This is a genomic window from Lactobacillus sp. ESL0237 (assembly GCF_003692985.1).
GTDB classification, from domain to species: Bacteria; Bacillota; Bacilli; order Lactobacillales; family Lactobacillaceae; genus Lactobacillus; species Lactobacillus bombicola.
On record NZ_REHE01000008.1, the window covers coordinates 41,213 to 53,962 of the forward strand.

Consider the following 12,750-nt stretch of genomic DNA (forward strand, 5'->3'; position numbering starts at 1 on the left):
ACTTATCCTTGAGTAATTTCTTTTCGTTTTTTATCTGCTAACACATCGATGTTTTTAGTTGCTTCATCAGTAACCTTCTGAACCTGCTTTTCTAAGTTTCGCTGTTCATCTTCAGTTATTTCATCATCTTTTTGCAATTTTTTCAAACTATTCATTGCATCGCGACGCACATTTCTAACCGCAATCTTACCTTCTTCAGCCATCTTATTTACTTCTTTAGCAATTTCTTGACGCCTTTCTCCAGTCAACTGCGGAATTACTAACCGAATAACTTTACCATCATTGGCTGGGGTTAGCCCCAAGTTAGAGGCTAACAAAGCATGTTCGATATTATCAATACTAGTTTGATCATATGGTGTAATCAGTAGCACACGTGGTTCGGGAATTGTTACGCTAGACATTTGCGTTAAAGGCGTTGGGGCACCATAATAGTCAACTTTAATTCCATCTAAAATCGCTGCATTGGCAACCCCAGCTCTAACCGTGCCAAGATTCTTCTCAAAAACATGAATCGATTTATCCATATTTTCCTTTGCCTTATTAATAACTTCGTTACTCATTTTTTCCTCCTTCAATCATTGTACCAATATTTTCTCCCATGACAGCTCGCTTAATATTGCCTGCAGTATTAACGTTAAATACAATTAGAGGTATATTTGTATCCATTGAAAGTGAGCTTGCCGTTCGGTCCATAACTTTTAAGTTCTTTGAAATAACATCAAGTTGGGTCAACTCAGTATATTTAGTGGCATTAGGATCAATTTTGGGATCAGCAGTATAAACGCCATCAACACCGTTTTTGGCCATTAAAATTACATCTGCACCAATTTCTGCTGCCCGAAGTGCTGCCGTTGTATCAGTTGAAAAATATGGGTTACCAGTACCTCCACCCATAATAATTACGCGTCCTTTTTCTAAATGACGAATTGCTTTTCTTCTAATATATGGCTCAGCAATTTGTCTCATCTCAATTGAAGTTTGCAATCTAGTAGGAACACCTACATGTTCTAATCCATCTTGAAGCGCTAGACCGTTCATTATGGTAGCTAACATCCCCATATAATCAGCTTGAGAGCGTTCCATTCCTAGCTTAGCACCAGTTTCACCGCGCCACATATTGCCACCACCACAAACAATGCCAATTTCGACGCCTAAGTCGTGAACCGCCTTTATTTCTTGTGCTAAATGACTGATAACAGTAGGATCAATTCCCGTACCTTTAGTTCCAGCTAATGCTTCACCGGAAATTTTTAAAACGACTCGCTTATATTTAACTTCAGTCATGACAACCTCCTCTATTAACTTAAATTATTCTACCATATAAAGCATACAAATGTAGTACATCAAAACAGCCGGATTCAGTAACCAACCTTAACTAACTTATTTTAACAAAAAATCCATTCCTAAAGAATGGACTTCCACAATATTATTTTTCATTATTGACTTGCAACAATAGATTATAAAGCGCCCCATAAAGATTCGAATCATTTCTAAACTTGGCAGAAACGATATTAGGTTTTACCAAAGTTTGACCAATAATTGGGTTATCTATTGTAGTAAAACGGTCGTAGGCTGCATTAATTCCCTCGATTAAAATTGATTGTGCACTAATACCACCACCAATTGCTACTTTATTAATATCAATAACCGTTTGCAGATTTAAAATTAGAATTGCAATTTTTAAACAATACTCATTAAAAATTGCCACAGCTTCTGGAACTTGATTTTTTATTGCGGCAAAAGCATACTTACCATCAGTTTCATCTTGATAGTGCAGCACCTGGTTAACTTTTCTAACAAACTGCACAGCTGAGCCGCGATATGCCATACTACCCAGCATTGTCTTTGCCTGCGAACTATCACAAATCATAAAGCTCAATTCTCCAGCTTGTGCATGTACCCCAGATAATAACTGACCATCAATCATGATGCCTCCACCAACTGCCGTACCCAAAGTAATAGCGGCACAATTCTTTTCTCCTTTTAGATTACCTAACCAACTTTCTGCTAAAATACTTGCTTTTCCATCGTTAATTACTGCTACTGGGAAATCATATTTATCGCCATATACTTGTGCAAAATCAATGCCATCTAAAAAGGGTAGCGCTCCACCAAAGCAAATTTTTGTTTTATCAATTTTACCAGGAGCGCAAACTCCCAGCCCCTTCAGGTTAGCTACATCTTGTTGGATTATCTTATCAAGACTGTTAAGAAAATCAACTTTATTTTTTAACGTTGCCATCTTACCCTTATCAATAATTTTCCCAGATGAACTTAAATGGGCGTACTTAACTTCAGTACCGCCGATATCAATGCTTAAATAGTTTTTCATAATTTTCTTTCATTTATAACTTTCTAACATCTTAATTAGATTCTATATTTTACAATAAAAAAAGTAAAAATAACAACTGAAAGAATAAACTTAATGGTAAAACTTTTCATGTTTCTTACCTTATAATTAGCTGTTTTCTTCAATTTTAACCATACATTCAATGATTAACTCGACAAAAAGAGAAACTAACGACTGGATATCGAATGAAGCGTTATAGACAAATGACTTACCTGGCAAAACAATTAAATGCCTAAAGTCTTTTCTGAGACTAGCATCTGGATTAAAGGTAACTAAATAAGTTATGACCAGACTTAGATTTTCACTTAAAGATATTACCAGAACAAATAAAAAAACTTTAGAAGATATTGATAAAATTCTAGGTGTTGTGTGTGCAGGTGAGTAATACCTAGAATTTTAGGGTCAAACTTACTTCCAACTTATAGTGCAGTCGTTAAAGACTTTGACTTAACTACAGAAAAAACTGTCAATGAAAATCTTGATAACCCAGCAAATAATAAGTTAACCTAGCGAAACATTGGTAGTAAAACCATAGGGTTTATTCAAGCAGCCGTTACTCCAATGATTCCAGGACTTATTGCAGGGGGAATGTTCAAAGTAATTTTGATCTTAATTACTACATTTGTTAATCCAAATTTTGTTAAAACCTCTAGTTATATGCTACTTTCTGCTATCGGAGATGCCCCGTTTTACTTCATGCCAATTGTAGTCGCATATGGTGCTGCACCCAAATTAGGTGGAACGCCAACACTTTTTGGCCTATCGGTAATAATTTTGAATTATGGGATTTCCTTATGGAATTAGTGGGCTAAACAAGATAAAAATGGAAGCTGAAGATATAACTACACTTAAAAATGGTCAATTGGATTTTATTGCCTTTAGCTATTACCGTTCGACCATTTCAAAAGCCGGTGATTCTTGGTTTAATGTCGGTGGATTACCTAATCCATATTTAAAAGTAACCAAATGGGGGGAACTCGATCCTCTTGGCTTACGCTATACAATGAACATGATTTATGATCGAATTCAAAAACCAATCTTTATTGTAGAAAATGGCTTAGGATCTATTGATCAGCCAGACGAAAATAATTATGTAGAAGATAATTATCGAATTGACTACTTACAGAAACATCTTTCAGCAATGGCTGATGCAATTAATATTGACAAAGTTCCATGTATTGGCTATACCATGTGGGCTCCAATTGATTTGATTTCACTTTCAACCGGAGAAATGAAAAAAAGATATGGCTTTGTATATGTAGATATGGATGACTTAGGAAATGGTAGTTTAAAAAGAATTCCGAAAAAATCGTTTAAATGGATAAAAAACATAATCAAAACTAATGGAAAAGCATTAGATAATTAGTTTAAATTAACCAATAATTGTAATAAATAAAAAAGGGGGGTCTCTTTTAGAGACATCCCCTTTTTATTTATATCCGACTTACTTCATTCTTACTTCATTTGTTCTTGTACTTCAGCCGCAAAATCTTCTTGTTTCTTTTCAATACCTTCGCCCACTTCGTAGCGAGTAAATGCAGCTACTTCACAACCTACTGATTTAGCGTACTCAGCAACTGTCATATCGCCATCTTTAACGTAAGGTTGATCAACCAAGCAAATTTCACTTAAGTACTTATTAACCCGACCTTCAACAATCTTAGGAATAATGTTAGCAGGCTTGCCTTCATTTTCAGTTTCCTTAGTAAAGACTTCTTTTTGACGATCAAAGTCAGCCTTTGGCACTGATTCTTTATTCAAATATTCAGGATTTATTGCTGCTACGTGCATTGCAATATTCTTAGCTGCTTCTTCGTTATCACCCTTTAAAGTAACAACAGCAACAATTGCACCACCGTTATGCTTGTATGCGCCAAAGACTTCATCATCATTCTTAGAAATCAAGTCAAATCTTCTTAAAGTAATCTTTTCACCAATAACAGCCGTTAAGTTAGTAATCTCATCACCAATAGTTGAGTCACCCATAGGTGCCTTCAATGCTTCTTCGACATTTGCTGGTTTAGCACTTAAAATTGCCTTAGTAACATCATCAACTAATTTAATAAACTTATCGTTTGATGAAACAAAATCAGTTTCGGAGTTAATCTCAACTAAAACAGCATCGTTGCCTTCAAATGCAAATTCAGCTAGACCTTCAGCTGCGATACGACCACTCTTTTTAGCAGCTTTAGCAACACCATTTTCTCTTAAGATATCAATTGCCTTTTCCACATCTCCGTTAGCTTCAACTAAAGCCTTCTTGGAGTCCATCATACCGGCACCAGTACGATCACGTAACTCTTTAACTTGTTTAGCAGTAATGTTAGCCATTAAAGTTTCCTTCCAAATAAAAACTAATTTTCATCTGAAACTTCTTCAGTTTCAGTAACTTCTTCGCTACTCTCAGTCAATTCAGTTTCAACTTTTTCTTCATTATCATCTTGACCTTGCTTACCTTCAATAACAGCATCAGCCATTGCGCCTGAAATTAGACGGATAGCACGGATAGCATCATCATTTGAAGGGATAACAACATCAACTGGATCCGGATCAGTATTAGTATCAACCATAGCAACAACCGGAATACCTAAAATATTAGCTTCATGAACTGCAATCTTTTCCTTCTTAGGATCAACTACAAATAATACATCAGGAATTCTTGGCATATCTTCAATACCACCTAAGAATCTCTCTAATTTATCCATTTCTTTAGTAAGAAGTGAAGCTTCCTTCTTTGGTAATCTGTCAAAAGTACCATCTTCTGACATCTTCTTTAAGTCTTTAAGTCTTTGTACTCGGCTTTGGATTGTCTTCCAGTTAGTTAAAGTACCACCTAGCCAACGTTGGTTAACATAATATTGACCAGCACGAGTGGCTTCTTCAGCAATTGAATCTTGCGCTTGCTTCTTAGTACCAACAAATAAAATAACACCATTATTTTGAGCAACAGCTCTAATAAAGTCATGCGCATCATCTAGCATCTTGATTGTCTTTTGCAAATCAATAATGTAGATGCCATTTCTTTGCGTGAAGATGTATGGAGCCATCTTAGGATCCCATCTTCTAGTTTGGTGTCCAAAGTGAACACCAGCTTCAAGTAATTGTTTCATTGAAACTACTGACATAATAAATTCCTCCTATGGTTTTGTTCCTCTCAAGCGGTCATTTTAACGATTCACCAATGTCTGGCACCAAAACGTTAATCGCCCTTGATGTTTTATCCATGTACTTATAGCACACTAGAAAATGATACTAAATTTTTATTAAAGATGCAAGACTAAAAGTCAACACGGTGTTCCCTTAAAAAATCTTCCTTCCATTGTCTGGAGTGGTGTTTAAACCAGTATTCACGTTTAAGAGCCAACTTTTTATCAGCAAACTTTTCGTGGTAAATCAGCTTGACTGGTCGACGTGCCTTGGTATATTTAGCACCCTTACCATCATTATGTGCTGTTAAGCGTTTTTGTAAATCATCAGTAAAACCGCCATAAAAACTATTGTCATTACATAATAGAACATAAAAGTAATATTTTTTTTGTGCTCGCTTATCCTCTGAATTGGGATTTGGCTCATGAATAATATACTGGATTGCAGGCAAATAATTTCCTTGCTCATCATGTACCTCAATTGCATCTTTTAAAATCAACCCATCTGTCCCTGTATGTTTAACCGCTTCAATAACAATCAAGTTACTATTTTCACCGCGGTGAGAAACATATGGCTGAACCACTTTTATACTAAGGTCGTGTTTCATACAAAAATAAGCAATTTCATTTAAGCGCTCTGGGCGATGCACCATAAATAATTTGCCCTTCATTTTAAGCAAACTGCTAGCAGAAGAAATTATTTCTTCTAAATTAATTAATATCTCATGGCGAGCAATTGCCTTCTGTCGCTCAGGATTAATTTTATGATTTTCGACAACTTTAAAATAAGGTGGATTAACGACCACCAGATCATAAGAATCTTTAGGCAAGAAAACAGCTACATCTTTAACATTTTTTTGATAAACGGTTATGCGGTTTTCCATATGATTCAACTCAATTGAACGTCTAGCTTGAGAAACAATTTCAGGTTGAATTTCTACTGCATCGTATTTAGCTCGATTAAAATATGCCATATACATTGTTGCTGCACAATTACCAGCACAAAGATCGGCCACCTTAGATCGATCACGAATTGATTCTTTTGCCATTGCAGCTAATAATAACGTATCAAGTGAAAAACTAAAGGAACTTTTGTCCTGAATAATCTTTAAATTGTCACTATACATATAATCTATGCGCTCATTTTTTTCCAAATTTACCATAAAATTTTATCCTCTTCAAAAGCTTTGTTATAATATTTTACATCAAATGGAGGAAATTATGTTTTATCATTTTATTCGCGCCGTTGCCCGGTTTATTGTTTGGGTAATTAACGGTCACTTACACGTTAACCATAAAAATCGCATTCCTGAAGGAAACTATATTTTAGCTGCACCCCATCGAACATGGTGGGAACCAATTTTATTTGCTTTAGCTGCAAGCCCTGCGGAATTTATGTTCATGGCCAAAATTGAACTATTTAAATTCCCACCATTGCGCTTCATCCTTAAGCATGCTCACGCTTTTGCAGTAGATCGACAAAATCCCGGTCCCTCTGCAATCAAAACACCTATTAAGGGATTAAAAGAAAAAAATTATTCATTAATTATTTTTCCATCTGGTACACGCCATTCTTCCGAACTAAAAGGTGGCACAATTGCAATCGCCAAATTATCTGGTAAACCAATTGTTCCCGTCGTTTATCAAGGACCATTGACCTTTATAGGGGTATTGAAGCGGCAACCACTTGAAATTTGCTTTGGTGATCCTATTCAAATTGATCGTAAAATCAAATTAACTCATGAAAATGAAAAAATTTTAGATAACCAGTTACAAACTGCTTGGGAAAAGTTAGATTATGAACAAGATCCAGCTTTTCATTATCAACCAAAATAAAAGATAAAAGAGATCGAGTTCATAATGAATTCGATCTCTTTTTTTAGTGTTAGAATAAAAATAGTGACAACGAAATGGAGGTATTCGAAAATTGTTAGAAAAAACATTTTATCGAACAATGTTGAGCAAGTCTTTTCCCTTCCCTGTAAAAGTAACTTATTGGGACGGAAAAAGTGAAATTTATGGAAATGGCACGCCAAATATTGAAATTATTTTCAATGAAAAAATTCCTGTGTCTTCTATTACTAATAATGCTTCACTGGCTTTGGGTGAAGCCTATATGAATAAAAAAATTGAAATCAAAGGTAATATCCAACACTTGATTTGGGGAGCTTATGAAAGTGCTAATAGTTTTATGCGTTCAAGTAAATTTCGTAAATTTTTACCACATGAAAAGCATACGGAAGCTCAAAGTGAAAAAGATGTTCAAAGCCATTATGATATTGGGAATGACTTTTATAAATTATGGTTAGATCCTACCCTTACTTATTCTTGTGCATATTTTGATGAAGACAATAAAGATGATTTAGAAAAAGCCCAAATAGCTAAAATCAATCATATTCTTGAAAAGTTACATCCCCAAAAAGGTAAAACGTTACTTGATATTGGCTGCGGCTGGGGAACCTTAATGCTGACCGCTGCTAAAAAATATGGTCTTAAGGTAACGGGAGTAACCTTAAGTGAAGAACAATATAAATTCGTACAAAAGAAAATTTATGATCAAAATATGCAAGACATGGCTGAAGTTAAACTAGAAGATTATCGCGAATTAGGTAACCAAGAATGGGACTATATTACCTCCGTAGGTATGTTTGAACATGTTGGGCAAGAAAACTTAGGTCAATATTTTAACGATGTCGCTAAATATCTTAAAAAAGACGGCATTGCCTTAATTCATGGTATTACCCGTCAACAAGGTGGGGCAAAAAATGCTTGGATTAACAAATATATCTTTCCTGGTGGCTACGTTCCAGGTTTAGGCGAAAATATCAATCATATTGTGGCTAGTGGTTTACAAATTGATGACTTAGAAATGCTGCGCCGTCACTACCAACGAACATTAGAGATATGGGATGAAAATTTTAATAAACAACGTGATCTTATTCAAAAGAAAATGGGTGAGCGGTTTACTAGAATGTGGGATTTATACTTGCAAGCCTGTGCAGCCTCTTTTGAATCTGGCAATATTGATGTAGTCCAATATCTACTAACCAAAGGACCATCAGGTGAAAATCTACCGATGACTAGGAGATACATGATTAAATAACATTTATTTAAAAAAGGTATGGCTTAACCATACCTTTTTTGGTCTTTTCAAAGATTAAAAATCTTAGCTGGATTTAAAACGTTTTTCGGATCAAATAAGTTTTTAATTTGTCGTAATAAGTCAGTATATTCTTTACCATAAAAGTCTTCATAGTTATTAGCACGGGCAAAGCCGATACCATGTTCGCCTGACATATTACCATCATAAGATTTAGCAGTTTTATAAAGTTCAGAAATAACTTTAGCGTTTATTTTTTTATATTCATTATCGGTTAAGTTATCTGAACAAAGATAAATATGTAAGTTGCCATCACCTGCGTGACCGAAATTAGGGATACGAATTTTTAATTCACTTTCCAATTCGGCAATTCGTTTTAAAACATCTGGAATATGATTAATTGGCACACAAATATCAATTTCATCCATTTTGGGAGTCGATTTTTGGATTGCAAGCAAAAGTTGTTCCCGACATTGCCAAATTTTTTGAGCTTCTTTTGAATCAGCTGCTAAAATTATTGCATCCTCAGCCTTAAAGTCTTTTACTACTGTTAGTGTTTGCTTTAATTGAGCTTGCCATTCTTCATCAGTAAATGAATCTAGACCGATAATAAGGAAGCCATCTCCATTTGAAATTGGAAATTGCTCATTAGAATATTCCTCCCATAATTCTATTACTTTCCGCCCCATGAATTCAACTGTTGTCGGCACGACGCCTGATGCTAAAATTGCCGGAACGGACTTGATTGCATCATTTAATGTAGGATATGGAATGATGGCATTAATCGACTTACGTGGTTTAGGATAAAGTCTCATCGTAATTTCAGTTATAACACCCAACGTGCCTTCAGCACCAATAATTAAGTCTTTTAATGAATAACCCGATGAAGACTTTACTGCTTTTGAACCAAATTTATATAGCTGACCATTAGTTAAAACAACTTTTAACTCCCGAATATGTTCCCTAGTAACACCATACTTAATTGCTTTAAGTCCCCCAGCATTTGTCGATACATTACCTCCGAGTGTTGCCCAATGCATCGCTGGCGCTGGCATGTAAGTAAATGGCTTATCTGCAAGGTATTCTTCAATATCTTTTAGTCTAATACCAGCTTGAACTGTCATAGTCAATCCTTTCGAATCATATTCTAGAACCCGATTCATTTTAACCATATCTAAAGATATGCCACCCTTAACAGTTAAGTTGGCTCCCATTAAGCCAGTGGAGTTTCCCCTAGCTACAATAGGAATATTATTATCATTAGCATATTTAACAACGTTTATTACTTCTTCATTATTTACTGGCTGAATAACTAAATCAGGCATAGCTGTAATTGTTTTGAATTGATCATGATCCCAGTGCTGCGTTGGATTAGTAATAAATCGATCTGCTTCTGAGATAAATCTAGATAAATTAGCGCAATCAGCTTGAGTAATTTCATGGTACTTCATGGTATATTCCTTTTCATTTCTAAATTTACAAATTAACTTACCTAGTAAATTTATCTTTTTATGTAAGCGGTGTCAATAATAAAGAAATAAATTAAAATAGCCAATCTTATTTTTGCGTAAAGGTAAATACTATTTCATGACTTTTTGTTGTATTTGCTGGCAAAACAATATTACCAAAATCGTCATTATTAATTGCGTCAGGCAATGTTTGTGCCTCTAATGCCACTGCTTCACTAGGTTGAGCAAATTTACCTCCATCACGTATAAACTTAACCCCCGGTTGATTTTGCGACATAGTATACACAACTAAGCAATTACTATCGCTAGATATTGTTATTACTCGACCACTTGTCTGTTCACTTAAAACTGCAACTGGTCGTAAATTAGTGCTTGCTCCATCAATGACAAAGGCATCGTCAAAGCCATTATTCTTACTTATGGCAGATTCAAGATTTTGAAAGTCGCGAAAATCATAGGGAGTATTTTCAACCGCAAGTATATTTCCTGTTGGGATTAATTCCGTATCTAATTCTAAATATTGTGTACTATTAATTTTTAATTTATGTGAAGCTAAATTGGGCTGGTCACTCAAGTTAAAATACGCATGGCAAGTTGGGTTGAATAATGTCGATTTCGAACCACATTTAGCCGTATACAAAATCATTACTTGATTTTGATTATTTAGTGTATATTTAATCTCTACATCAAGATCTCCAGGAAACCCATCAATCTTTTCGCTGATTTTATTGCTAAAAATCGCGCTAACACTATTATGCTCTTTTTGGGTAGTTATCTTCCAATTCAAAAAACGGAAGCCATGATTACCACCATGTAAAGTATTGCCATTCTCATTAGGTAGCAATTGAACCTCTTGCTGATTTAACTTAAAATGTCCTTTTTTTATTCGCCCAGCGACCCGTCCAATTGATTGACAGCAACACAAGCCATTTGAATAATAGTCAGCACAGTGTGCAAAATTCATTATCAAATTGTGCTTATTTCCATCTTTGTCTGGTACTAAAAATTCATACCAAGTTGCCCCCATTGATAAACACGAAATTGCCACACCGCAATCGTTTTTTAGAGTAACTTTTTTAATTTCTTGAGCTTGATATTTTTCAAATTTTTGTGTAATAATTTCCATTTTTCTTCCTTACTAGCAAAATACACTACTCCAAAAAACATTGAAATAGTGTATTTATTTTTAATAATTGTCCTTACTTTATGCTACATAAATCAATACCATACATTGTAGCCAGATCACTAACTTGCTCTTCAGTTGCCGCAAATGAAAAGACTGTATGGTGTCCACCACCTGCTTGAATCCACTGCTTAGATCCCTTTTCTAAGCCGACTTTTGGTGTCCACATTTGTTTAGCAACTGGTAAATGTGGCGTTTCTTTTTCAGCTTTATGCGCATCAACTTCATAAGTAACTAACTTGAAGTTATTTCTAAAATCTGCCAGAGTAACATCAATTGCGTCACCTTCTGAACCTGAAAATACTAAACGGGCTGGGTCGGCTTTTCCACCAATATCTAGCGGATGAACTTCAACACGTGGTTTTTCTGAAGCAATAGAAGGATCTACTTCTAACATATGTGAACCCAGAATTGCTTTATGGCCCTCACGTAAATCAAGTGTATAGTCTTCCATGAAGGCCGTCTTTTGATTATGGGTCATAATCTTAAATGTTCTAAGTAAAGCTGCTGTTTTCCAATCACCTTCACCAGCAAAGCCATAACCATCACGCATTAACAGCTGAGCTGACAATCCTTCCAATTGCTCTAAACCATGAAGATCTTCAAAGTTACTAGTAAATGCAGTATAACCACCCCGTTCTAAGAACCGTTTTAAAGCAATGTATTGCTTCAACTGATAGCGAACCGTTTTTTCATATTCAGCTTCAGCCATATCGCCAGGAACTAAAGTATACTCATTTTTTAATTCAGCAAATTGCTCATCAATTTCTGATTCTTTCACCTTGTCCATCTCAGCAACTAAGTCACCGACACCATAATAGTCAACAGTCCAGCCCAATTGAATTTGAGCTTGAACTTTGTCTCCTTCAGTAACCCCAACGTCACGCATTGTATCCCCAAAGCGACAAACCTTTAGTTTGAATGATTCGTCATATGCTACTGCTACATCTTCCCAATCAGCAATTTGCTTCATCACTTTAGGGTCTTGCCAATAACCATAAATTATTTTATTGTGCTTTTGTAAACGGGCATTAATATAACCATATTCCCGATCACCATGGGCACTTTGATTTAAGTTCATATAATCAAAATCGATAGTGTCGTAAGGAATATAGTCTAAATATTGTGTTGCAAAATGTAATAACGGTTTTTGCAATAATTTTGTGCCCCGAATCCAGTTCTTTGCAGGTGAAAAAGTATGCATCCAAGTAATTACACCAGCAACATTATCCTGATAATTAGCTTCTTTCATAAACTTAGTAACTTCGTCAGCTGTAGTTAAAACAGCTTTAAAGACTATTTTATATGGAAGATTACCTTTTTCATTTAAACCTGCAACAATTTTCTTTGAATTTTCAGCTACTTCTTTTAATGTTTCTTCACCATACAAGTGTTGACTTCCAGCTGCAAACCAAAATTCATATTTAGGTACTTCTAACATTTTAAAAAATCTCCTTGCATTACTTATATATTTAGTGATTCACCGTAATTCACTAGATACT

At 35.1% G+C, this 12,750-nt stretch carries 12 protein-coding genes and 1 pseudogene; 4 read left to right on the forward strand and 9 right to left on the reverse strand.

What is annotated here, in order from left to right; genetic code table 11:
* Positions 1–2 precede the first annotated feature (2 nt).
* From frr to F5ESL0237_RS04240, 3 genes are all read right to left on the reverse strand, one after another.
* A complete protein-coding gene (gene frr, locus F5ESL0237_RS04230) occupies positions 3–560 on the reverse strand; it encodes a ribosome recycling factor (RefSeq protein ID WP_090092199.1) in 558 nt (185 codons plus the stop codon).
* Positions 553–1,284, reverse strand: coding sequence for a UMP kinase (gene pyrH / locus F5ESL0237_RS04235; RefSeq protein WP_122021853.1), 732 nt, complete (start codon positions 1,282–1,284; stop codon positions 553–555). The genes frr and pyrH overlap by 8 nt, the downstream gene beginning before the upstream one ends.
* 142 nt (positions 1,285–1,426) lie before the next feature.
* Positions 1,427–2,332 carry an ROK family protein gene (locus tag F5ESL0237_RS04240; protein WP_122024726.1) on the reverse strand — a complete coding sequence of 302 codons (906 nt, stop codon included), beginning with the start codon at positions 2,330–2,332 and terminating at the stop codon, positions 1,427–1,429.
* Between the two features lie 606 nt (positions 2,333–2,938).
* On the opposite strand from F5ESL0237_RS04240, the gene F5ESL0237_RS08390 reads away from it, so the two are divergent.
* Both F5ESL0237_RS08390 and F5ESL0237_RS04250 read left to right on the forward strand, forming a co-directional pair.
* Positions 2,939–3,154, forward strand: a complete 216-nt coding sequence (locus tag F5ESL0237_RS08390) for a hypothetical protein (protein WP_158593163.1) — start codon at positions 2,939–2,941, stop codon at positions 3,152–3,154.
* Positions 3,155–3,197: 43 nt separating this feature from the next.
* Positions 3,198–3,716 (forward strand): annotated as a pseudogene (locus F5ESL0237_RS04250) (family 1 glycosylhydrolase); the annotation flags it as partial.
* 89 nt (positions 3,717–3,805) lie between these two features.
* On the opposite strand, the gene tsf reads toward F5ESL0237_RS04250, so the two are convergent.
* From tsf to F5ESL0237_RS04265, 3 genes are all read right to left on the reverse strand, one after another.
* Positions 3,806–4,681 (reverse strand): translation elongation factor Ts, encoded by an 876-nt coding sequence (gene tsf, locus F5ESL0237_RS04255; RefSeq protein WP_118897009.1) that lies wholly within the window; start codon positions 4,679–4,681, stop codon positions 3,806–3,808.
* Between the two features lie 23 nt (positions 4,682–4,704).
* Complete coding sequence (gene rpsB / locus F5ESL0237_RS04260) at positions 4,705–5,475, reverse strand: 30S ribosomal protein S2 (protein ID WP_165777865.1); 771 nt, start codon at positions 5,473–5,475, stop codon at positions 4,705–4,707.
* A 152-nt stretch (positions 5,476–5,627) separates the two neighbouring features.
* The gene (locus tag F5ESL0237_RS04265; protein ID WP_122021856.1) at positions 5,628–6,659 is read right to left on the reverse strand and encodes a GIY-YIG nuclease family protein; all 1,032 of its coding nucleotides are present in this window, start codon (positions 6,657–6,659) and stop codon (positions 5,628–5,630) included.
* Between the two features lie 58 nt (positions 6,660–6,717).
* On the opposite strand from F5ESL0237_RS04265, the gene F5ESL0237_RS04270 reads away from it, so the two are divergent.
* Positions 6,718–7,332: a 1-acyl-sn-glycerol-3-phosphate acyltransferase gene (locus tag F5ESL0237_RS04270; protein ID WP_090092211.1), complete on the forward strand. Its 615-nt coding sequence runs from the start codon at positions 6,718–6,720 to the stop codon at positions 7,330–7,332.
* Positions 7,333–7,423: 91 nt separating this feature from the next.
* Positions 7,424–8,599, forward strand: a complete 1,176-nt coding sequence (locus tag F5ESL0237_RS04275; RefSeq protein WP_122024728.1) for a cyclopropane-fatty-acyl-phospholipid synthase family protein — start codon at positions 7,424–7,426, stop codon at positions 8,597–8,599.
* Positions 8,600–8,646: 47 nt separating this feature from the next.
* On the opposite strand, the gene F5ESL0237_RS04280 is transcribed toward F5ESL0237_RS04275, so the two are convergent.
* The 3 genes from F5ESL0237_RS04280 to araA form a co-directional block, all read right to left on the reverse strand.
* Positions 8,647–10,047 carry an FAD-binding oxidoreductase gene (locus F5ESL0237_RS04280; RefSeq protein WP_122024729.1) on the reverse strand — a complete coding sequence of 467 codons (1,401 nt, stop codon included), beginning with the start codon at positions 10,045–10,047 and terminating at the stop codon, positions 8,647–8,649.
* A gap of 106 nt (positions 10,048–10,153) precedes the next feature.
* The gene (locus tag F5ESL0237_RS04285) at positions 10,154–11,191 is read right to left on the reverse strand and encodes an aldose epimerase family protein (protein ID WP_122024730.1); all 1,038 of its coding nucleotides are present in this window, start codon (positions 11,189–11,191) and stop codon (positions 10,154–10,156) included.
* A gap of 73 nt (positions 11,192–11,264) precedes the next feature.
* Positions 11,265–12,689: an L-arabinose isomerase gene (gene araA, locus F5ESL0237_RS04290; protein WP_090092218.1), complete on the reverse strand. Its 1,425-nt coding sequence runs from the start codon at positions 12,687–12,689 to the stop codon at positions 11,265–11,267.
* Between the last annotated feature and the right edge of the window lie 61 nt (positions 12,690–12,750).

What these genes read in the sequence shown, in the direction of transcription:
- F5ESL0237_RS04285 (WP_122024730.1), bottom strand. Translation starts at nt 11,191, where the DNA reads ATGGAAATTATTACACAAAAATTTGAAAAATATCAAGCTCAAGAAATT.
- tsf (WP_118897009.1), bottom strand. Translation starts at nt 4,681, where the DNA reads ATGGCTAACATTACTGCTAAACAAGTTAAAGAGTTACGTGATCGTACT.
- rpsB (WP_165777865.1), bottom strand. Translation starts at nt 5,475, where the DNA reads ATGTCAGTAGTTTCAATGAAACAATTACTTGAAGCTGGTGTTCACTTT.
- F5ESL0237_RS04265 (WP_122021856.1), bottom strand. Translation starts at nt 6,659, where the DNA reads ATGGTAAATTTGGAAAAAAATGAGCGCATAGATTATATGTATAGTGAC.
- F5ESL0237_RS08390 (WP_158593163.1), top strand. Translation starts at nt 2,939, where the DNA reads ATGTTCAAAGTAATTTTGATCTTAATTACTACATTTGTTAATCCAAAT.
- F5ESL0237_RS04270 (WP_090092211.1), top strand. Translation starts at nt 6,718, where the DNA reads ATGTTTTATCATTTTATTCGCGCCGTTGCCCGGTTTATTGTTTGGGTA.
- pyrH (WP_122021853.1), bottom strand. Translation starts at nt 1,284, where the DNA reads ATGACTGAAGTTAAATATAAGCGAGTCGTTTTAAAAATTTCCGGTGAA.
- frr (WP_090092199.1), bottom strand. Translation starts at nt 560, where the DNA reads ATGAGTAACGAAGTTATTAATAAGGCAAAGGAAAATATGGATAAATCG.
- araA (WP_090092218.1), bottom strand. Translation starts at nt 12,689, where the DNA reads ATGTTAGAAGTACCTAAATATGAATTTTGGTTTGCAGCTGGAAGTCAA.
- F5ESL0237_RS04280 (WP_122024729.1), bottom strand. Translation starts at nt 10,047, where the DNA reads ATGAAGTACCATGAAATTACTCAAGCTGATTGCGCTAATTTATCTAGA.
- F5ESL0237_RS04240 (WP_122024726.1), bottom strand. Translation starts at nt 2,332, where the DNA reads ATGAAAAACTATTTAAGCATTGATATCGGCGGTACTGAAGTTAAGTAC.